General features: G+C 64.4%; 21 protein-coding genes. 7 read left to right on the top strand and 14 right to left on the bottom strand.

Annotated elements, in window-relative coordinates; translation table 11 throughout:
• Positions 1–61: 61 nt before the first annotated feature.
• From HDIA_RS12110 to rsmA, 3 genes are read left to right on the top strand one after another with little or no spacing between them, the layout of a single operon-like run.
• Positions 62–1087 carry a SurA N-terminal domain-containing protein gene (locus HDIA_RS12110; protein ID WP_099556401.1) on the top strand — a complete coding sequence of 342 codons (1026 nt, stop codon included), beginning with the start codon at positions 62–64 and terminating at the stop codon, positions 1085–1087.
• A gap of 23 nt (positions 1088–1110) precedes the next feature.
• On the top strand, positions 1111–2151 hold the full coding sequence (gene pdxA, locus HDIA_RS12105; RefSeq protein WP_099556400.1) for a 4-hydroxythreonine-4-phosphate dehydrogenase PdxA: 1041 nt from the start codon (positions 1111–1113) through the stop codon (positions 2149–2151).
• Positions 2148–2996, top strand: a complete 849-nt coding sequence (gene rsmA, locus HDIA_RS12100; protein WP_099556399.1) for a 16S rRNA (adenine(1518)-N(6)/adenine(1519)-N(6))-dimethyltransferase RsmA — start codon at positions 2148–2150, stop codon at positions 2994–2996. Before pdxA ends, rsmA begins: the two co-directional genes overlap by 4 nt.
• An 18-nt stretch (positions 2997–3014) precedes the next feature.
• Here rsmA and HDIA_RS12095 read toward each other — a convergent pair whose 3' ends face one another.
• From HDIA_RS12095 to HDIA_RS12035, 13 genes are all read right to left on the bottom strand, one after another.
• Positions 3015–3686: a protein-L-isoaspartate(D-aspartate) O-methyltransferase gene (locus HDIA_RS12095; protein WP_210202880.1), complete on the bottom strand. Its 672-nt coding sequence runs from the start codon at positions 3684–3686 to the stop codon at positions 3015–3017.
• Positions 3687–3763: 77 nt separating this feature from the next.
• Positions 3764–4522 carry a 5'/3'-nucleotidase SurE gene (surE, locus tag HDIA_RS12090; protein WP_099556398.1) on the bottom strand — a complete coding sequence of 253 codons (759 nt, stop codon included), beginning with the start codon at positions 4520–4522 and terminating at the stop codon, positions 3764–3766.
• A gap of 29 nt (positions 4523–4551) precedes the next feature.
• Complete coding sequence (gene serS, locus HDIA_RS12085; RefSeq protein WP_099556397.1) at positions 4552–5826, bottom strand: serine--tRNA ligase; 1275 nt, start codon at positions 5824–5826, stop codon at positions 4552–4554.
• Positions 5827–5929: 103 nt separating this feature from the next.
• On the bottom strand, positions 5930–6718 hold the full coding sequence (gene tatC / locus HDIA_RS12080; protein WP_099556396.1) for a twin-arginine translocase subunit TatC: 789 nt from the start codon (positions 6716–6718) through the stop codon (positions 5930–5932).
• A complete protein-coding gene (gene tatB / locus HDIA_RS25715) occupies positions 6715–7182 on the bottom strand; it encodes a Sec-independent protein translocase protein TatB (RefSeq protein ID WP_099556395.1) in 468 nt (155 codons plus the stop codon). Before tatB ends, tatC begins: the two co-directional genes overlap by 4 nt.
• Positions 7183–7319: 137 nt before the next feature.
• Positions 7320–7538 carry a twin-arginine translocase TatA/TatE family subunit gene (locus HDIA_RS12070; protein ID WP_099556394.1) on the bottom strand — a complete coding sequence of 73 codons (219 nt, stop codon included), beginning with the start codon at positions 7536–7538 and terminating at the stop codon, positions 7320–7322.
• Positions 7539–7840: 302 nt separating this feature from the next.
• Complete coding sequence (locus HDIA_RS12065; protein WP_245884252.1) at positions 7841–8971, bottom strand: ABC transporter ATP-binding protein; 1131 nt, start codon at positions 8969–8971, stop codon at positions 7841–7843.
• A 48-nt stretch (positions 8972–9019) separates the two neighbouring features.
• Positions 9020–9727 carry an SMC-Scp complex subunit ScpB gene (gene scpB, locus HDIA_RS12060; protein WP_099556392.1) on the bottom strand — a complete coding sequence of 236 codons (708 nt, stop codon included), beginning with the start codon at positions 9725–9727 and terminating at the stop codon, positions 9020–9022.
• Positions 9724–10530 (bottom strand): segregation and condensation protein A, encoded by an 807-nt coding sequence (locus HDIA_RS12055; RefSeq protein WP_099556391.1) that lies wholly within the window; start codon positions 10528–10530, stop codon positions 9724–9726. The genes scpB and HDIA_RS12055 overlap by 4 nt, the downstream gene beginning before the upstream one ends.
• 87 nt (positions 10531–10617) lie before the next feature.
• The gene (gene nagZ / locus HDIA_RS12050) at positions 10618–11643 is read right to left on the bottom strand and encodes a beta-N-acetylhexosaminidase (RefSeq protein WP_099556390.1); all 1026 of its coding nucleotides are present in this window, start codon (positions 11641–11643) and stop codon (positions 10618–10620) included.
• A gap of 183 nt (positions 11644–11826) precedes the next feature.
• Entirely contained in the window at positions 11827–13563 is a 1737-nt protein-coding gene (locus tag HDIA_RS12045) for an SPOR domain-containing protein (protein WP_157775544.1), read from the bottom strand.
• Between the two features lie 269 nt (positions 13564–13832).
• A complete protein-coding gene (gene argS, locus HDIA_RS12040) occupies positions 13833–15584 on the bottom strand; it encodes an arginine--tRNA ligase (protein WP_099556388.1) in 1752 nt (583 codons plus the stop codon).
• 77 nt (positions 15585–15661) lie between these two features.
• The gene (locus HDIA_RS12035) at positions 15662–16918 is read right to left on the bottom strand and encodes a deoxyguanosinetriphosphate triphosphohydrolase (RefSeq protein ID WP_099556387.1); all 1257 of its coding nucleotides are present in this window, start codon (positions 16916–16918) and stop codon (positions 15662–15664) included.
• 205 nt (positions 16919–17123) lie between these two features.
• Here HDIA_RS12035 and erpA point away from each other — a divergent pair, with 205 nt between their 5' ends.
• From erpA to HDIA_RS12015, 4 genes are all read left to right on the top strand, one after another.
• Positions 17124–17450: an iron-sulfur cluster insertion protein ErpA gene (gene erpA, locus HDIA_RS12030; protein ID WP_173796316.1), complete on the top strand. Its 327-nt coding sequence runs from the start codon at positions 17124–17126 to the stop codon at positions 17448–17450.
• A gap of 146 nt (positions 17451–17596) precedes the next feature.
• Entirely contained in the window at positions 17597–17983 is a 387-nt protein-coding gene (locus HDIA_RS12025) for a VOC family protein (RefSeq protein ID WP_099556385.1), read from the top strand.
• 29 nt (positions 17984–18012) lie between these two features.
• A complete protein-coding gene (gene xth / locus HDIA_RS12020; RefSeq protein WP_099558862.1) occupies positions 18013–18810 on the top strand; it encodes an exodeoxyribonuclease III in 798 nt (265 codons plus the stop codon).
• Positions 18811–18949: 139 nt separating this feature from the next.
• Positions 18950–19903, top strand: coding sequence for a hypothetical protein (locus HDIA_RS12015; protein WP_099556384.1), 954 nt, complete (start codon positions 18950–18952; stop codon positions 19901–19903).
• 37 nt (positions 19904–19940) lie between these two features.
• Here the strand turns inward: HDIA_RS12015 and HDIA_RS12010 are convergent, their stop codons facing one another.
• Complete coding sequence (locus HDIA_RS12010; protein WP_099556383.1) at positions 19941–20618, bottom strand: DNA-3-methyladenine glycosylase I; 678 nt, start codon at positions 20616–20618, stop codon at positions 19941–19943.
• Positions 20619–20745: the final 127 nt, after the last annotated feature.

Below are 20745 nucleotides of genomic sequence, written 5' to 3'. Positions count from 1 at the left end.
GGGACACTGGTCGGGCGGAGCGGTAAGATTGCCTTGAAAAAGAAGAACGACGGTTTACAGAATGACATATGACCTGCCCGCCGATCCGGCATTGCTGAACCGGCCGAATGGCGGCCAGACCGGTTCCATCGAACGATCCAGCGCGGTGCGCTCGCCGATGCGCAAGACAATCGTTGCCGCTGCGTGTCTCCTGGCCATGGCGTTTGCCGCCTCCCCGGAGCCGTCGTTCGCTGCTGGCGGGATCAAGGTGATCGTCAACGACACCGCCATCACGGATTATGATATCGCGCAGCGGACCCGTCTCTACGTCATCTCCCAGAAGCTCAGCCAGGGCGCGGCCCAGAAAGCGGCGATGGATGAACTGATCGACGAGGCGCTGCATCTGCAGACCGCCAAGCGGATGGGCATTTCGGTGCCGGACGCCGAGGTCGACAGTGCGATCGCGACGATTGCCGGACGCAGCAATTTGACCACGGCGCAATTCTCCAAGGCCGTGGCGCAGGCGGGTCTCAACATCTCCACATTGCGCGACCGCATTAAGGGTCAGCTGATCTGGGGCCGGATCGTGCGCGGTCAGCTCCAGCGCAAGATCAAGTCGGAGAAGAGCGATTTCATTGCGCAGCTCAATGCCTCGGAAAAGAACGGGACATCGGGCACGGCGGACGACTACATCCTTCAGCGCGTGATCTTCACGCTGAAGAAGGGTGCAAGCAAGGGCGAGATTGCGCAGCGCACGCAGGAAGCCCAGCAGCTGCGCGCCCGTTTCCGCTCCTGTGATGCCGGACTGGAAACCGCACGCTCGATCCGCGAAGTGGCCGTGCTCAACATCGGACGCCGGCTCGCCGGCGAGTTGCCGGAAGATGTCGCCCAGCGGGTTCGCGATACACCTGTCGGCCAGTTGACGGCGCCGCAGGTGACCTCGACGGGGATCGAGCTCTATGCGGTCTGCGGCAAGGAGCAGGTGAGCGGTCAGGCCGCTGCCGCCGCGACGAGTTTTGACGCGGATGCGCTGAATGCGCAGGGCCAGGAGATTTCCGACAAGCTGACCCGTGAGCTGCGGCAGTCCGCCAATATCGTCTATCGCTGACGACACGGGGCGCCTGCCGCACGATGCCCACAGACCTGAGTTCGTCCCGCGACCGCGCCATCGCCGTGAGCATTGGCGAGCCGGCTGGCGTTGGCGCCGAAGTCATCGCCATGGCGTGGCTCCGGCGCCGGGAGGCTGGTCTCGGACCATTCTATGCGATCGGCGATCCCGCATTTTTGCGCGCACGGCTTGCCCGTTGCGGGCTTGACGTCAGCGTTGCCGAAACGGATCCGGACGGTGCGGTCACCTGTTTTGCCAAGGCGCTGCCTGTGGTGGACGCCGGCTCTCCGATGCGCGACGAACCGGGCAGCGCAGGCTCTCATTCGGCGCAAGGCGTCATCCGGGCGATCGAGATGGCGGTGGAACACGTGGCGGCCGGACAAGCCGCTGGATTGGCCACCGCGCCGATCCAGAAGGCCGCGCTCTACGACGCGGGATTCCGTTTTCCCGGCCACACGGAGTTTCTCGGCGTGCTTGCCGAAAAACATTGGCCCGGCCAGGTGGCGGAGCCCGTGATGATGCTGGCGGGGCCGGAACTTCGAACCGTTCCCGTCACGGTTCACATTCCCATCCAGGACGTGCCGGGCCAGATCACCGCAGAGCGCCTGCTTGCCGTGGCCCGGATCGTTGATCGTGATCTTCGGGAGCGCTTCGGGATCGGTGCCCCGAGGCTTGCCGTTGCCGGGCTCAATCCCCACGCCGGCGAAGGCGGCAGCATGGGACGCGAGGACATGGAGATCATCGCCCCGGCGATCGCGGCATTGCGGCAGGAGCGGATCGATGCGCGCGGCCCCTACCCGGCCGATACCCTCTTTCATCCCCGCGCCCGGACAACCTACGACGTGGTGCTTGCCATGTATCACGATCAGGCGCTGATCCCGGTCAAGACCATCGCCTTCGACGAGACGGTCAACGTGACGCTCGGTCTGCCCTTCGTGCGGACGTCGCCGGACCATGGGACGGCGCTCGACATCGCCGGCAAGGCCATTGCCAGGCCGGACAGCATGATCGCCGCCTTGCGCATGGCCGACGAGATGACCCGCTTACGGGATGTCTCCGCATGAGCGCCATCGACGATCTGCCGCCGCTTTCCGAAGTCGTGCGCGAACACGGTCTCTCGGCGCAAAAATCGCTTGGCCAGAACTTTCTCTTCGACCTCAATCTGACCGCCAAGATTGCCCGGACGGCGGGCACGCTCGCGGGCCATACGATCATCGAGGTCGGGCCCGGTCCCGGCGGCCTGACAAGGGCCATTCTGGCGGCAGGCGCCGAACGGGTCGTCGTCATCGAGCGGGATCGCCGCTGCCTGCCCGCGCTGGAGCAGATCTCCGCCCACTATCCCGGACGGCTGGAGATCATCGAGGGCGATGCGCTCAAGGTCGACATGGCCGCGATCGCGTCCGGTCCGGCGCGGATCATCGCGAACCTGCCCTACAACGTCGGCACCCAGTTGCTCGTCAGTTGGATCACGACCGAGACCTGGCCGCCCTTCTGGTCGTCGCTGACACTGATGTTCCAGAAGGAGGTCGCCGAGCGGATCGTGGCGCGGCCGGGCGAGGACGCCTATGGCCGCCTTGGCGTTCTGGCGGGCTGGCGCACCCGGTCGACAATCATGTTCGACATTTCGCCCAAGGCCTTCATGCCGCCGCCAAAGGTGACGTCCTCCGTCGTCCACATCGTGCCGCGGGAGAATGTCCTGCCCTGCCGGCTGGCAAGTCTTGAGGCCGTGACGGCCGCCGCCTTCGGTCAGCGCCGCAAGATGCTGCGCCAGAGCCTCAAGTCGCTTGGCCGCGATCCCGGCCCGCTGCTGGAACAGGCCGGCCTTGAGCCGACCGCGCGGGCGGAGACGATTTCGATCGAAGGGTTTGTGGCTCTCGCCAATGCGCTCGACAATTCGGCGACGGGCTGAAGCCGATCCGGCTTCCTATCAGAGCTTTGCCGCGGTGCCCGCCTCCAGGCCAAGGAAGCGGACAACGCCGAATTCCGTGCGCGTGAAGGCGCGCTCGTTCTTCTGGAATCGGGCGAGTTGCTGCTTTGCGCCATCGCCGACCGGGGCGACGAGAATGCCGCCGTCCATCAGCTGGTCCAGCAGTGCGCCGGGTATGGTGGGCACAGCCGCGTTGACGACGATCCGGTCATAGGGGGCGTGGCGCGGAAAGCCCTGCGCACCGTCGGCGAGAATGAGCGAGATATTGTCGAGGCGCAGGGTCTCGAAGCGGTCCTTAGCAAGGTCGATCAGGGTTCGATAGCGGTCGAGGGAGATCACCCTGTTGGCGAGATGGGCCATGATGGCCGTCTGGAAGCCGCTGCCGGTACCGACCTCCAGCACCTTGTGGTCGGGCCCGAGGTCAAGAGCCTGAACGACGCGGGCGACCGTCGAGGGCGCGGTTGCTGCCTGCCCGCATTCGATCGGGAAAGCCCGGTCGCTCGATGCATCGGCGTGGTCGCGGGCATCGAGGAAGAGACGGCGGGCGATCCGCTCGATGGCAACGAGGACGCGGCGGTCGGAAATGCCCATGCCACGCAGCTTCATTACCAGTTCGGCCATCGCCGGACGATCGCCGTCGGATGGCTCCATGTCGCCGACTTTCAAATCCATTGCCTGTTGTAGCTCATGAACGCCCGGCAAAGCGGCCGAAACTCTCCCGCATCGGTGCCCGGGCTGGCTTTGAATATTCAGGCCTGAAGCGCTTTTTCCAGAGCGCCGAGGCCATCTGTGTAGGTCATATCGAGTTTCAACGGTGTAACGGCAATATGTCCGGACTGCAATGCGTGGACGTCCGTCCCCGCTTCCGGCTCCCGGAAGGCTCTGGCATAGGCGAGCCAGTAATAGGGCTTGCGGCGGCTGTCGACACGTGCGTCGATCCTGAGACCGTGGGCCGAGGTGCCCTGGCGGCAGACGGAAATGCCCTCGACGGCTTCGGCGGCCCGATCCGGAAAGTTGATGTTGATGAGGGTCCCCGGCGCAATGCCGGCCGTCATCAGCCGGTCGATCAACTCAGGCGCATGGGCCTCGGCCGTGGCGAAGGGAATCGGCTTGCCGCTCGCCCAGTCGAAGGCCTGACTGAGGGCAATGGAGGGAACGCCGATCAGCGTTCCCTCGATGGCGGCGGCGATCGTTCCTGAATAGGTCACGTCGTCGGCGGCGTTCTGGCCGGCATTGACGCCGGAGAGAATGAGGTCCGGCGGCTCGTCCATGATCTGGCGCACCGCCATGATCACGCAGTCGGTCGGGGTGCCGCGTACCGCGTAACGCTTCTCGTCGAGTTCCCTCAGGCGGAGCGGGTCATGCAGCGTCAGCGAATGGGCAAAGCCGCTCTGGTCGTTTTCCGGCGCGACGACCCACACCTCATCGGCCAGACTCCGGGCGATCCGTTCCAGGCTTTCAAGGCCCGGGGCCAGGATACCGTCGTCGTTGGTGATGAGAATTCGCATTGTCCCGCCTGTCCTGCTCTCCGAGTGCGTCAGCCGATCCGCTCAAGTCCGCCCATGTAGGGCTTGAGCGCGTCCGGAACGGAGATCGAACCGTCGGCATTCTGATAGGTTTCCATGACGGCGATAAGGGCGCGGCCGACGGCGACGCCCGAGCCGTTGAGCGTGTGGACGAAGCGGGTGCCCTTGCCGTCCGGATTGCGGACGCGCGTGTTCATGCGCCGGGCCTGGAAATCGCCGCAGACCGAGCAGGAGGAAATCTCGCGATAGGCCTTCTGTCCCGGAAGCCAGACCTCGATGTCGTAGGTCTTGCGGCTGCCGAAGCCCATGTCGCCGGTGCAGAGCGTCACGACGCGGTAGTGGAGGCCGAGGCGCTTCAAGACCTCCTCGGCGCAGGAGAGCATGCGTTCGTGCTCCTCCAGCGATGTCTCCGGTGCCGTGATCGAGACAAGCTCGACCTTCGAGAACTGGTGCTGGCGCAGCATGCCGCGCACGTCGCGTCCGGCCGAGCCGGCTTCCGAGCGGAAACAGGGCGTCAGCGCCGTCAGGCGCATGGGCAGCTGCTTGTCCTCGACGATCTCGCCGAGCACGAGGTTGGTGAGCGAGACTTCCGCCGTCGGGATCAGCCAACGGCCGTCGGTGGTGCGGAACAGATCCTCGGCGAACTTCGGCAGCTGGCCGGTGCCGTACATGGCCTCGTCACGCACCAGCAGCGGCGGGCTCACTTCGGTGTAGCCGTGCTCGCCGGTGTGCAGATCGAGCATGAACTGGCCGAGGGCGCGCTCCATGCGGGCGAGCTGCCCCTTCAGGATCACGAAACGCGAACCGGACAGCTTCGCCGCCCGCTCGAAGTCCATCGTGCCCATGGCCTCGCCGAGGTCGAAGTGCTCCTTCGGCTCGAAGTCGAGGATGCGCTTTTCGCCGAACTGATGGTGTTCGACGTTGGCGGTCTCGTCGGGCCCGTCCGGCACATCGTCGAGCGGAACGTTCGGGATCGTCGAAAGCGCGTCGGTCAGGGCCTCGTCAAGCTCGCGTTCCCGGGTCTCGCCGTCCTGGATGAAGGTCTTCAGTTCGGCGACCGCGCTCATGAGGCTGCTGGCGAGGGCTTCGTCCTTGGCAGCCTTGGCCTTGCCGATCTCCTTGGAGGCGGCATTGCGCTTTTCCTGGGCTTCCTGAAGCGCGGCGATATGGGCGCGCCGCTCCTCGTCGATCTTCAGGATCGCGGCGGAAGCCGGGGCGGCACCACGGCGCGCCAGCGCGGCGTCCAGGGCCTCGGGGGCTTCGCGAATCCATTTAATGTCCAGCATAGTCCGTTGTCCCGGAAATGATTCTTCTGGTCATCGACAGACCGACAGCCGACCGGTGCTCCGCAGCGGAAGCAGATGCCCGCCCCATCGAAGGGCCGGAGCATCACTCTCCGGTGGCAACCTCTTTGCTCTCGGCTGTCCGCACCATCATCCTGACGGCGATGATGGAGATTTCGTAGAGAAGCATGGTCGGGACCGCAAGGAGGATCTGGCTCAGGGGATCGGGGGGCGTGAGAATCGCGGCGGCGATGAAGGCCATGACGATGGCATAGCGCCGCTTATCCTTGAGCGAGGCCTCGGTCACCATTCCCATGCGGGCCAGCAGCGTCAGGATGACCGGAAGCTGGAACACAAGGCCGAAGGCGAAGATCAGGGACATGATCAGCCCGAGATACTCGCTGACCTTCGGCAGGAGCTGGATCGCTGCCTTGCCGGCGGCCCCTTCCTGCTGCATCGACAGGAAGAAATGCATGACGGCCGGCATGACGAGGAAGAAGACCAGCATCGCGCCGACGAAGAAGAGAATCGGGGTCGCGACGAGGAACGGCAGGAAGGCCCTGCGCTCGGATTTGTAGAGGCCCGGGGCCACGAACATGTAAATCTGGTTCGCGATGACCGGAAAGGCGATGAACAGCGCGCCAAAGAGCGCGATCTTCAGCTGGGTGAAAAAATACTCCTGAGGCGCCGTATAGATCAGCTGGACATTCTGGTCGACCCCCGCAGCCCGCTCGTAAGGGATGATGAGGAGGTTGAAGATGTCGGTCGCGAAATAGAAACAGACGACGAAACAGATCGCCAGCGCAATCACGGATTTGAACAGGCGTGCGCGCAGCTCGATCAGATGGTCGATCAGGGGCGCGCGCGAGGCCTCGATATCGTCTTCGTCGCTCATGGCCCCTCTCCGCTCGGCGTTTGCTTGCCGGCAGCGCCTGTCTTGATCGGCTCTTCCGGCTGCGGCTCGGCATCCGGGGCCTCGACCAGCGGCATCGGCGCCGGCTCGGCGCTTGCCGGGCCCGGCTCGTCGCTGGCGCTTTCGATTGCTTTCGGAGCCGGCTTGGCCGCCGCCGGGTTGCCGGCGTCTTCGATGCTTTTCTTGATTTCGTCTTTGATGTTCGTCACGGGGTTGAGCGACTTGAGGTCCGCGATGGACTTGCTGGCGTCCTCGAGATCGGCTTCGCGCTCGGCCTCGCGAAGCGCGGCGTTGAATTGCGTCTGGAATTCACCGGCCATCCGGCGCGCCTTGCCGACGAATTGGCCAACCGCACGCAAGAGTTTTGGCAGGTCCTTCGGTCCGACCACAAGGATCGTGACAATCACGATCACGAGCAGTTCGGTTCCACCGATGTCGAAGAACATTTTTGTGGGGTCCAGTCGAAAGGGCGCAGGAAATCACCGCGCTTCCAACCCTGCACGCGAGTGCGCGCAAGCGTTGTTGGTCACGAACAAACAGGCCAATGCCCAGCCACGCACGGATGCGGGCCGGGCATCGCGCATCAGCTGGCGCTGTTGGCGTCCTTGGTCTTGTCGGCAATCGGCTCGGAGGATTTGCGATCGACGTTCTTCGCTTCGTCCGTGTCTTCCGCCATGCCCTTCTTGAAGCTCTTGATGCCCTTGGCGACGTCACCCATCAGTTCGGGGATCTTGCCACGGCCGAACAGCAGCAGCACGACGGCCAGAACAATGAGCCAATGCCAGATGCTGAATGAACCCATAATACTCTCCTGTCCTTTCGCGTGGCCCCGGTTCCTTGTCCGGGGCCCGGAAACGCGAGCCGCAGTCCGCTTCTGCGCTCTTGCCCGCTTCTCCGCATGGCCAACAGTCTACAAGCTCTTGTCGCCAAACCGCGATCACTTCGGCGGAACCTGTCTGTGTTGCCGGCAATATTGCAGAAAGCCCCATGCGCCGCAACACGCGCAAGATGGCGAAAATGCCGTAGACATCGAACCCGTTGAATATGTGGAGGCTCCGGCGCGACTTGCCAATGGTCCCGGCTGAAAGTCCCGCAAATGACCTGTCAATCGTCTTCATTCTTGGCGAAAACGAAGACATCCCGGGGGCTGGCGACGATCGTGACATCCATGCCGATCTCGAAGTCGACACCGTCTCTCACCCGGGCCCGCACGATCCCGTCGAGACCTTCGACAGCCAGCTCGAAGAGCCAGACTTCGCCGAGAAACCGGCGGCGCATGACCCGGGCCGGCGTTCCCGCGCCCTTGGAACTGATCTCGATGCCCTGCATGCGAATGCAGATGTCGACGGGGCGTCCAGCCTCAATTCCCGGCGCGGGAAAGGTGCCGAGTGGCGTTTCCACCCTGCCTTCGGCTGCAACGCCTTCGAGTTCATTGACCTCCGCGAAAAAGCGGGCGGCGAAGAGATCGGCCGGCTCGGTGTAGAGTTCGCTGGCGGTGCCGAGCTGCACGATGCGGCCCGCGCGCATCAGGACGATGCGGTCGGCCATCCGCATGGCCTCTTCCGGATCGTGGGTGACCACGAGCGCGGTTGCCCCGGTCTCCTTCAGGACGGACAGCGTCTCGTCGCGGACGGAATCGCGCAGGCGCTTGTCGAGGCCGGAGAAGGGTTCGTCCATCAAGAGGACCGAGGGACGCGGGACGATGGCCCGTGCCAGCGCCACCCGCTGCTGCTCCCCGCCGGAGAGCGCATGCGGATAGTCAGTGGCATAGGATTCAAGACCGACGCGCGACAGTGCGGACAAGGCCGCCCGTTCGGCCTCCGCCGGATCGAGATCGCGCAGGCCGAAGAGCACGTTGGCGAGGATCGTCATGTGCGGAAAGAGCGCATAGTCCTGGAACATCAGGCCGACGCCGCGCTTTTCCGGCGGCTGGTGGATGCCGTTGCCGGAGACGATGCGGCCATCCATCGAGACGGTGCCGGACAGCACGGGTTCGAGACCGGCGGCCAGGCGCAGAAGGGTTGTCTTGCCGCAGCCAGATCGGCCGAGCAGGCAAAGAACCTCGCCGGCCTTGATGTCGAGATTGATGTGGTCGAGGGAGAGCGGTCCGCCGTAGCTGTGCGTCACGTTGTCGAAAGTGAGCCCGGCGGGGATCGTGGCGCCTGCCGTCCCGGAGCGGCCCCAACGGCGGAAATCGAGCCTGCCCGAGGCTGTTTTCTTCAATAGTTCCGCCAAGCGCCAACTCCCGGGCAGTCGTACTGGTTGTGTGGATGAGTTCCGGCGTCAGTCACCGTCCGAACCTGATCGATCCTCGTCGACCGGCAGATCTCCTGCGTATCCGAGAAGATCGGCTTCGTCGAGTGCGTCTTCGTCCGGACCGAGTTCGTCATCATCCTTTGGAACGGGAATCGAAAATCCCGCAGGGATATGCCCCTCAAGGAGGCCGGCGCCGCGCAATTCCTCAAGGCCCGGCAGGTCGGTGATGCCCGGCAGCCCGAAATGGCTGAGGAAATCCTGGGTCGTGCCGTAGGTCACCGGCCGGCCCGGGGTCCGGCGCCTGCCGCGCATTCTGATCCAGCCGGTCTCAAGGAGAACGTCGAGGGTGCCCTTGGACGTCGAGACGCCACGGATTTCCTCGATTTCGGCGCGGGTCACCGGCTGGTGGTAGGCAATGATCGCCAGCGTCTCGAGCGCTGCGCGCGAGAGCTTCTTCGACTGAACGGCGTCGTCCCGCAGCAGATGGGCGAGATCCTCGGCCGTTCGAAACGCGTATCCGCCGGCGACCTCGACCAGGTGGACGCCGCGTCCGGCGTATGCCGACTGGAGATCGCGCAGAACGTGGGCGATGTCCACGCTGCCGGGAATGCGCGCGGAAAGTTCGGCGACGGGAAGCGGCTTCGGCGACGCAAAGATCAGCGCTTCCGCGATCCGGAGGGCCTGACGGTGATCGGCGGATGTGAAATCGGCGATGGTGGCGGAAGGCCCGCTCATGACTTTGGTTCCTGATCGTCGCCGGCCGGCCGGCTTCGCAAATAGATCGGCTCGAAGGCACCGGACTGGCGCAGCTCGAACTTGCCTTCCCTTGCCAGTTCCAGGCTTGCCGTGAAGGCCGAGGCGCGAATGCTCGCCCGCATCGTCGGGTCGTCGAGATATCTGGCGAGAAAACTGTCGATCGGCGTCCAGTCGACGATTTCGCCAACCAGCCGCGAGAGGATGTCCCGTGCATCGGCCAGCGACCAGACGGCGCGCCTTGCGACCTGAACCCGCGTTACCATGTGGCGCTGGCGGTCCGTGGCATAGGCGGCAAGGAGGTCGTAGAGGCCTGCCTGCCAATGCGTTGTCGTTGTGACCTCGATGCTCTCCGGAGTGCCGCGCGCGAAGACGTCGTGTCCAAGCTGAGGGCGATCCATGAGCTCGGCGGCGGCCTTGCGCATGGCTTCCAGACGCCGCAGGCGATAGGCCAACTGGGCGGCCATCTCCTCGCCGGTCGGCTCCTCGCCTGCCTTCTCCGTAGGCGGCAGGAGGAGGCGCGACTTCAGATAGGCAAGCCATGCGGCCATCACCAGATAGTCGGCGGCAAGTTCCAGACGCAGACGACGCGCCGTGTCGATGAAGGCCAGATACTGTTCGACCAGCGCCAGAATGGAAATCCTGGCAAGGTCGACCTTCTGATCGCGCGCGAGCGTCAGGAGAAGATCGAGCGGCCCTTCGAACCCCTCGACATCCACCACGAACGCCGCCTCCTCGACGGCACGCGGCTGGTCTTCCTGGAAAGGTTCGGTCTCTGCTGTCAACGGTTTGCGTTCCGCCTCTTCACGCGCTGGCCATCACCCTATCGTCTGCGAGCGCGTCGACCGGCCAGGCCCTGCATCCGGCGCGGGCTATACGCCGGCCTGCCCTTCCGCTGCCGACATGACTTCCGCCAGTCTTGCGCGCAAGTCCGGCAGATCCGCCGCGTCGGCCGGCGTCAGGTGGGCCAAGGCCGCTTCGGCGCGTTTCAGGGACGGGCCGCTCAACATGGGCGCCGCTTCGGCGACCGCCTGCATCTCCGCCAGATCGCCGTTGCAATGAAGCACAAGATCGCATCCGGCGTCGAGCGTCCTGCGGCTGCGATCCCCAAGGCTTCCATCGAGGGCCCCCATCGAGACATCGTCGCTGAACAGCAATCCGTCGAATCCGATCTCGCCGCGAATGATGTCGCGGATCATTGTCTCGGACGTCGTGGCCGGGCGGTCCGGATCGATGGCTGTGTAGACGACATGCGCCGTCATGCCCGCGGGCAGGTGCGCCAGCGCCTTGAAGGGGCGGAAATCGCTGGACCGCAACGTTGCAAGATCGGTGTCGACAACGGGGAGCTTCTCGTGGCTGTCGACAAGGGCGCGTCCATGCCCCGGGATATGCTTGATGACCGGCAGCACGCCGCCATCCAGCAGCCCCTGGGCCAGAGAACCCGCCAGGGAGGCGACACGATCCGGGTCAGCCCCATAGGAACGGTCGCCGATCACATTGCTCTGGCCGGGAATTGCGAGATCGAGGCAGGGTGCGCAATCGACATTGATGCCGGCGTCAAGCAGATCGGCCGCGAGAAGCCGTCCGGCGATACGCAAGAGGTCATCGCCACAGCTTGTGGCAGCGTCGGCAAGGCGAGAGGCCGAGGGCATTTTCGCCCAGGTGGGCGGACCCAGCCTCTGAACCCGGCCGCCCTCCTGATCGACGAGCACCGGTGCATGCCAGCCGACGAGTGACCTGAATTCGTCGCAGAGGGCTCTGAGCTGATCCCGGCTCTCCACATTCCGGCGAAAGACGATCAGGCCGAAGGGCCGCGATTCGGCGATGAAGCGGCGTTCGTCCGCCGTCAGCTCGAGGCCGCTGGCTCCGGTGACAAATCGAGCAGCCTTGATGGTCATGGGTTATCCATAATCGCAGGGCTGACACGTAAGCCTTGGTGCGCACAGCGGCGAACGTCCCATCCGGACGGAGAGTTCCTGAGCGCGAAGGGATGCGTAAGAGAGAGCATCAGCGTCGAGGAGGTTGGCGTAGATGGCATGTCCGACCCGGTGCGTCGGGGTCGGACATGCTCCGATCTCGTATCAGCGCGTCACCAGACAGCTGCCGCCGGCCGCTTTCAGGTCGGTGCAGATGCGAATCGCTTCCTCGCGGGAAGACACCGGTCCGACCCGGACGCGGTAATAGATGCCCTTTGCGCCGAGATCCGCGCGCTGAATGTCGGTCGGCATGTTGCCGATGACGCCACTATATCGGCTCTGGAGGCGCTTTGCCGTGGCGGTCGCCTGATCCTGGCTGGTGACGGAGGCAATCTGCACAACGTATCCCGATCCGGTCGCCGCAGGCGCGGTCGTCCGGGTCTCAGGCACCTGGGGTACGGTCAGCAGCGACGGATCCGTTGGCGCTTGCGCGGTCGTCGTCCGGGCCGGGTTCACCTGCGTCGGATTCGGGTTCAGGACCAGGGGGCCGTTGGGCAGGCCCGGCGCGGACGTCGTGGACGCGGTTGGCGGCACTGGCGGGCGCTCGACCGGACGCGGCACGTTTGCCGTCACCGCCGGTTCGGGAACCGTAAGCGGTGCGGTTGCGGTGTCCACCGACGCGATCTGGGGCCCGTCGATCGGCTGTGGCGCAGCTGCGAACGGAGCCACCTCCGGATCGTTGGCGCTGGCCGCGGAACGGGTTGCGCCCGTCGGGGCACCGTCGGCGAGGCCGTCCGGCACCATCGGATCGGGCTGCATCAGGGCTGCCGTCCCGGCCTTGCCGTCGCTGCCGAGCGGCGGAGCGTCGCCGACCGGGCGCTCCTCGTCCGCGGTTATGATGCTGCCGTCGGGGCGAACGAGAACCGTGCGAACCTTGCGGGGGCCGACGTCGAGCGAATTTGCGACCCCCGAGGCTTCGCCCATCTGGGGCTGTTCGGCCATCGTATTGTCGGCGGACGGCACGCCCGGAAGGTCGGGGATGGACGTTTCGGCGGGAACAAGCCGTTCCTCGCTCTTCGGCAAGGCGGCGACGCTGGTGTCGAAGACGGTCTCAGTCGCGCCGTCCCCGCCCTCATCGCCAGCGGCTTCCTTGGCGGTCGGGATAATCTTGTAGGGGGTCGTCGGTGCGCGGACGATGTCCGGCGTGGAGAAATTCGACCCGGTTCCTACCAACCCGTAGGCGAGCGCCCCGGCTCCGCCGAGAACCGCGATGCTGACGAGCGCAAACAGAGCGCCGGAACGACGGCTCCTGCCGGGAGCGGCTGCCATCTCGTCGGAATCATGCGGCGGCAGGGTGCCATGCTCGATGCGCGGCGGCTCGCCATTGCCCGATCCGCCGCCATAAGCCTGCAGATCGTCGTCCATGTATCCCGGATAATTGGTCTCTTCGGCCTGCCAGGGATCGGCGTAGTCCTCGCGGCGGACGGTGTCGCCCAATTCCTTGGTCTGCCTTGCCTGCTCCTGCGGGACATCCGCGATCGTGCCCCGAAGATCGGCCTCAAGAAGCGCGGCAAGCTGCGCGTCCATGTCCTGAACATGGGTTGCGGGCCGGCCGACGGGCGCGGGCTGCCTTGGGGGCGCCGGAGGAACGAGGGTGACGTCGGCCTGCTGGCGCGCTGCCGACTGCCTGGCGGATGTTGCTGTCGCGCTTGCGGCCAAGGCCGCCAGCACTTCTTCCATCGCATCCGGTTTGCCGTCGTCGCGAGGGTCGATGTAGATCTCTTCGTAGCCCGCCTCGTCGTCCTCGACGTAGGCTTCGTCATAGACCTCCCCCTCGCCGCCGGGGTAGGATTCGCCGTCCTCGTACCAGACGTCTTCGTCAGGCCTCTTTTGATCGGTCACAGGCCGCGCCTTCTGTTTAGCCGGTGTACTGGTCACTACAGGTCGTGTGTCCGAGGTCGGGTTGTCCTGCAGGTCTTCGCTGAGCAAACGACTCAGTTCAGCGAGCGGATTGTCATCTTCATCCCATGCCACCTTGAAATCATCGCTGAGTTCGGCTGGCGGAGAATTCTTGGCACGGCGATTATTGAACATCGACACCCGGCTTCCTGCTCATACCCAGCTCGCCATATGCCCTCGATCCGCACGGTTCGCGCCGGGCATTCTGGTCGTCAGCGCATTTCGTCCGGAGCGGATACGCCAAGTATAGCCAGTCCCCCAGCCAATACCAAGCCGATCGCATGCACGAAAGCGAGGCGAGCTTTGGTCAAATCTGGGTGCTCATGATTAATAAAGCGTAATTCCGTCCGTTCCTTGCCCTTGTTCCAGTGGCCGTGGAAGTCGGCGGCAAGCTCGGAAAGATAGAACGCGATGCGATGGGGCTCGTGCGCTTCCGCCGCTCCCTCGATCACGCGCGGCAATTCGGCGAGCCGCTTGATGAGGGCGACCTCGCTTTCGTCGGCCAGCAGATGCAGCGGAGCCTCGAGCGGATCGACTGCCGCCAGTTCCGGTACGTGTTCGGCCGCCTGCCGGAGCACCGACTTCACGCGCGCATGAGCATACTGAACGTAGAAGACGGCATTGTCCTTCGACTGTTCCTTGACCTGCGCGAAGTCGAAGTCGAGCGGTGCGTCGTTCTTGCGCATGAGCATCATGAAACGGACGGCGTCGCGGCCGACTTCGTCCACCACATCCCTCAGCGTGACGAAGTCGCCGGAGCGCTTCGACATCTTCACCGGTTCGCCGTTGCGCATGAGCTTGACCAACTGGCAAAGCCGCACGATGACCTTCGCCTTGCCGCCCGAAATGGCTTCGCCAACGGCTTCGAGGCGCTTGACGTAGCCGCCGTGGTCGGCGCCGAGCACGAAGATCATCTGCTCGAAACCGCGCTGGAACTTGGAGCGGAAATAGGCGACGTCGGCCGCAAAATAGGTGTAGCTGCCGTCCGACTTGACGAGCGGCCGGTCGCTGTCGTCGCCGTAATCGGCGGCGCGGAACAGCGTCTGCTCGCGATCCTCCCAGTCCTCGGGCAACTGACCCTTCGGCGGCGGCAGGCTGCCATCGTAGACAAGGTCGCGCTCGCGCAGTTCCTTGAGCATCTCGTCGATCTGGCTCTCGCCCGATGACCGGTCGTGCAGCGTCCGCTCGGAGAAGAAGACATCGTGCCGGATGCCGAGGGTCAGCAGGTCGTCGCGGATCATGTCCATCATCATGTCGATGACGACGGGCTTCACGATCGCGAACATTTCCTCTTCGTCAAGGTTCAGCAGTTCGGTTCCGTGCTCGGACGCCAGCCTTTCGCCGACCGGCACCAGATAGTCGCCGGGATAGAGCCCCTCGGGGATTTCGCCGATGTCTTCTCCCAGCGCCTCGCGGTAGCGCAGGAAGGCCGAACGCGCCAGCACGTCGATCTGGCCGCCGGCGTCGTTGATATAATATTCGCGCGTTACGTCGAATCCGGCCGCCGCGAGCAGAGACGCCAGCGCATCGCCGACGACAGCGCCCCGGCAATGGCCGACATGCATCGGGCCGGTTGGGTTGGCGGAGACATATTCGACGTTGACCTTGCGACCGGAGCCGATCGTCAGGTGGCTGAACCGTTCCGGCGCCTTCAGGAGATCATGCAGCAGGCCCGTCCAGTAGGCGGGCGCAAGACGCAGGTTGATGAAGCCCGGCCCCGCGACCTCCGCCGACTGGATGTCCGGATCCTGACCGAGGATCGCGGCCAGCTTTCCGGCAAAATCGCGCGGGTTGGCCTTGAGCGGCTTGGCAAGCACCATCGCCGCGTTGCTGGCCATGTCGCCATGAGCCGGGTCGCGCGGCGGCGAGCAGGTGATGCGCGCAAGATCCTCGGGAGCGATATCCGGCGCGAGCGTTGCGATCGCGGCTTGCACCCGATCGTTGAAGATCGTGAAGACGTTCATGAAAAAGGATCCCAGACGGCGGCAGAAACGACCGGTTTCCGGCGGCGTCTCCAGCTGAAAAAATCGTGAGCGAGCGCCTATCGCAATTCCGGCGTATCGTCAAACCAGCGCCGGTGTTCGTTCACCGCAAAGCGGTCCGTCATCCCGGCGACATAGTCAGCCACACGGCGCGCGAGGCGTCGTTCGTCGAGGTCGGACAGATCCTCACACCACTCGGCCGGCAGCCTGTTCGGGTCGGCCATGAAGCAGGCAAAGAGATCGCTGACGATGCGGGCAGCGCCCTTGCGGATGCGCACGACATCGGAATGGCGGTACATGCGCGGGAAAAGGAAAGCCTTCAGCGACCGGTCGACGCCGGCCACGACCGGCGAGAACGTCACGACCGGGCCGGAGGCCTTGCGGATATCGTCAGCCGTCTTCGGTTCGCAGGCCGCGAGCCGGCGCAGGGCCTCGGCGATGACGTCCTCGATCATGGCCGTGATCAGCCGCCGGGTCAGTTCATGGATGACACGGTTCGGTTCCAGGTCCGGATAGCGCTTGCGGATCATCGCGAGCGTCTCGCCGACAAATGGAATGTCGGCAAGATCGCCGACGGAAAAGAGGCCCGCCCGGAGGCCGTCCTCAAGGTCGTGGGCGTCATAGGCGATATCGTCGGAGATGGCCGCGGCCTGGGCCTCGGCGCTCGGCCACGACCAGAGCATCAGGTCTTCGTAGCCGGGATAGGCGAGGATCGCGGCGGGAAGGCCCTTGTCGGCAAAGCCGCCGATGGGTTTGCCGTCCGTGTCCGTCAGCGGCCCGTTGTGTTTGACGAGGCCTTCCAGCGTCTCCCAGGACAGATTGAGGCCGTCGAACTCCGCATAGCGGTGTTCGAGCTTCGTCACGATGCGGAAAGACTGGGCGTTGTGGTCAAAGCCGCCGTAAGGGGTCATCGCCTCGTCGAGCGCGTCTTCCCCGGTGTGGCCGAAGGGCGTGTGGCCAAGGTCGTGCGCGAGGGCGAGGGCTTCGGCAAGGTCCTCGTCGAGCCTCAGGGCGCGCGCAAGGGCGCGGGCGATCTGGGCGACCTCGATGGTATGGGTGAGGCGTGTGCGATAGTGATCGTCTTCCTGCTGGACGAAGACCTGGGTCTTGTCCTTCAGGCGCCGGAAGGCGGTGGAATGGACGATGCGGTCGCGGTCGCGCTGGAAGGGTGTCCGCGTCGGGCTTGAAGGCTCGGGCACGAGGCGCCCGCGCGATGCATCGGGATCGACCGCGTAGGATGCGCGAGGCTCCGCGCCATAGCCCGGCGATGCGGTCACGTCCTGTTCCTTTCCGCCCGGTTCGTTCCCGGTTGTCATGGCTGCCCGTCGGCCGCTGCAATTGACGGCCTTGCCATCGGTACTTACCTAGTGAGAAGGTTGATTGACAAGGGATCGCCGGAATCCTGTCCGGGCGATCGCCGCACCTGAGCACAAAAGAGTAGAGCAGCGTGAAAGACGCTCATGTGAATCCACATGACCGCACGCCGCTCTGAATTGTGGGGACGGTATGAGTGAAGAACTGATCGAAGACATTTCCGTTACGGATCGCGCCGCCAAGCGCATCGCGCGCATCCTTGCCAAGGACGACACCGCCAAGGCGTTGCGCGTCTCGGTGGAAGGCGGCGGGTGCTCGGGATTTTCCTACAAGTTCGATCTGGTTGCCGATCAGGCCGACGACGATCTCGTGATCGTCAAGGACGGCGTGACGGTGCTTGTGGACCCGACGTCCCTGCCCTTCATGTCGGGATCGCAGATCGACTTCGTGGACGATCTCATCGGGCAGTCCTTCCAGGTGAAGAACCCGAATGCGACGGCGTCCTGCGGCTGCGGGACAAGTTTCGCCATCTGACGGCGCAAGACCGCTTTTTATCGAGGGCCATGGATGTGTGGATCACGTCCGTGGCCCTTTGCTTTTGAGCCGTTTAAATGGCGACATGACAGTTCGCGTCTGCGAGCATGGCGCCGCGAATCACTGGACGGACGGGACTTGGGCAAATGATCAAGGCGGGAGGCCTGGTGCAGGTGGCACTGGCGGCAGGCGACCTGAACGACACGCTCTCATTCTGGAACGATGTGCTGGGGATCGCCCCGCATGCCCGTTTCGAGCCGCCGGGGATCGCCTTTCTGCTCGTCGGCCGCGTCCGGCTGCTGTTCGCGCCGGCCACGACGCCCGGTGCGGTCTACCTTGCGATCTCCGACATGGACGAGACGGTGACGAAGCTCGAGGCGGCCGGCGTCGTGCTGGAAGTGCCGCCGACACTCGTCTTCGAGGACAGCGAAGGGCTTTTCGGCGCTCCCGGCCAGGCCGAATGGATGGCCTTCCTTCGCGACCCGGCCGAGAATACCATCGGTCTCGTCCATCGTCGCCCGATCAGCGCCTGACCAACCATTCCGCGGAACCCTGCCTCATGATCACGATCGCCACCTGGAACATCAACGGCGTCAAGGCGCGCATCGAAACCGCGCTGGAATGGCTGAAGCAGGATACGCCGGACATCGTCTGCCTGCAGGAGATCAAGTCCGTCGACGAGGCTTTCCCGCGCGAGCCCTTCGAGGCGCTTGGCTACAACGTCGTGACCCACGGCCAGAAAGGCTTCAATGGCGTTGCGATTCTCTCCCGCTTTCCGCTGGAGGATGCGACCCCTCGCCTGCCCGGCGACGACGGCGACGAGCAGGCCCGCTTCATCGAGGCCGTCATCTCGGTCGATGGCGGCAGCCTGCGTGTCGTCTCGCTCTATCTGCCCAACGGCAATCCGCTCGGAACGGAGAAATTTCCCTACAAGCTCGGCTGGATGAACCGCCTTGAAGCCTTCGCGGCCGACCGCCTTGGGCTGGAAGAGCCGCTCGTCCTTGCCGGCGACTACAACGTCATTCCCGAGCCGCGCGATGCGAAGAACCCGCAGGACTGGGTGAACGATGCCCTCTTCCAGCCGGAAAGCCGCGGCGCCTTCCGGGCGCTCCAGTCGCTCGGCTATATGGACGCGCTGCGCGCCTGCAACGATGCCGCCGGCGTCTATTCCTTCTGGGACTATCAGGCGGGCGCCTGGCAGAAGAACAACGGCATCCGCATCGACCATCTGATGCTGTCGCCCCAGGCCGCCGACCGGCTGACGGCCTGCGAAGTGGTCTCCCGCGTCCGGGCCTGGGACAAGCCATCCGACCACGTGCCGGTCGTGGCATCCTTCGATTTCCAGCCACTGCCAAACTGAGGGCACGCGGCCGGCGACCAGCATTTCTTGCCAATATCGAGGACAGCGTCTCTTCGGCTGAGCGATTGCGTCGTTCAGCGAGAGAGAATCGGTTAGATTTCAGTCTCCACACACGTCATTAAGCGGGGGCTGGACTGACATGTGGGACTTCAGGATCGTCAAGACGCTGGAAATTCTGTTTCGGACGCTGCCGTTCATCCTGCTGCGGATGGCGATCTATTTCGGCATCACCATCGCCATGATTGCCGCGACGGGCACGGGCGCGGGCATTGGCTACGGCGTCGGCCATGTCGGCAAGGATCCGGAAGTCTGGTCCTTCTGGGGCGGCGCGATCGGGTTCGGCGCCGTCTGGGGGATCGCCTACTGGCTGCGCGAGTATATCCTCTACACGGTCAAGGCCGGGCATATCGCCGTCATGGTCGAACTGATCGACGGCAAGACGATCCCGGGCGGCAAGAGCCAGATTGCATATGCGCAGGACGTCGTGAAGGCCCGCTTTGCCGAAGTCAATATCCTCTTCGTGCTGGACCAGTTGATCAAGGCGGCCGTGCGTGCGGTCACGGGGCTTATCTGGGGTATCGCCCTCGTCCTGCCGATTCCCGCCCTCGGGACGGTCGCCAAATTCGCCAATTCGGTGGTGCGTATCTCGCTGACCTATGTCGACGAGATCATCCTCGGCTACAATATCCGCCTGCGCAGCCGCAATCCGTGGGAGACCTCCCGGCAAGGCCTTGTGCTCTATGCCCAGAACGGCAAGGTCATGGTCAAGAACGCCCTGTGGCTGACCGTCTTTCTCTACATCCTTGCGTTCATTGTCTTCGTGGTCATGCTCGGGCCGGCCGCGACGCTCTTCTATTTCCTGCCCGATGCCGTTGGCGGCTGGAGCTTCGTGGCGGCCATCGTCTTTGCCTGGGCGATCAAGGCCGCCCTGCTTGAGCCCTTTGCCATCGCCGCGCTCATGGACGTCTATTTCAGGACCATCGAGGGCCAGCAGCCCAATCAGGCCCTCGACGACAAGCTCGCCAGTGTCTCGGCCAAATTCCGGGAACTGAAGGAAATGGCGATGCGCACGTCTGGACCGGTGGCCCGCTGACCTCGTATCCCTGCCCGTGGCATTGGTTGCCGCGCGATCAGGAGCCAATGCTCATCGCAAGGACGCGGCTGATGTCGGTGAGATTGCGTCCCGAGGCCGCCGACCATTCGTTGAAGGCATCCTGGACCGCCTTGAAGTCACCCTTGCTGCTCGGTGGCTTTGCGACGATGCCTTCGCGAACCAGCGCAGCGATCACATCCTTGGTGGTAACAAACGCGGGTTTGCCGATGGCGCGCAGGAAACGCATGCCGCTGTCGCCGCCAAGATGGCTGCCGCGTTTCTTCAGACTATTCAGCAGTCCAACCAGATTGCTGTCAGGCCAGTCCGCCAGGAAGCGGGACGCCGAGCCGTGTTCACGGGCAAGCTCCAGAATGAAGGCCGCATTCGCGCGAACGGTCCTGATCTTGACTGCGTTTCGGACAATGTCGCGATCGCCGAGCAGCGCATCGAGCTGTTCGTCGGACATGAAGGCGCAGGCGTGCGGATCGAAGCCCTGAAAGGCTCTTTCGAAGGCGGGCCATTTTGCGGCGATGACCTTGGAGGAGAAGCCGGCATTGAAAATACGCCGGGTCATCTCGGCAAGGATGCGGTCGTCGGTGAGCGCTGCGATCTCTTCCGGTGTGCGTGACGGCGTTTCGGCGAGCAAGGCCTCCACAGCGCCGAGGCCGCCCTTCCGCTCGGCAGCAAGATCAAGAATTTCGTCGAAGGACCGCACGTCGGATCTCCCTGCACGTCGAACGGCCGCGCGGACCTTTGGCGACGTCCATCGCGGTTGCCGCGATATTGGCACGGGATCGCCGATTTGCATCCCCCGATCCGGACAGAAGTGCGTGCCGGAGCCG

Source organism: Hartmannibacter diazotrophicus, assembly GCF_900231165.1.
GTDB lineage: Bacteria > Pseudomonadota > Alphaproteobacteria > Rhizobiales > Pleomorphomonadaceae > Hartmannibacter > Hartmannibacter diazotrophicus.
The sequence above is the reverse complement of the archived record's forward strand: the minus strand, read 5'-3'. Positions and strand labels throughout refer to the sequence as shown.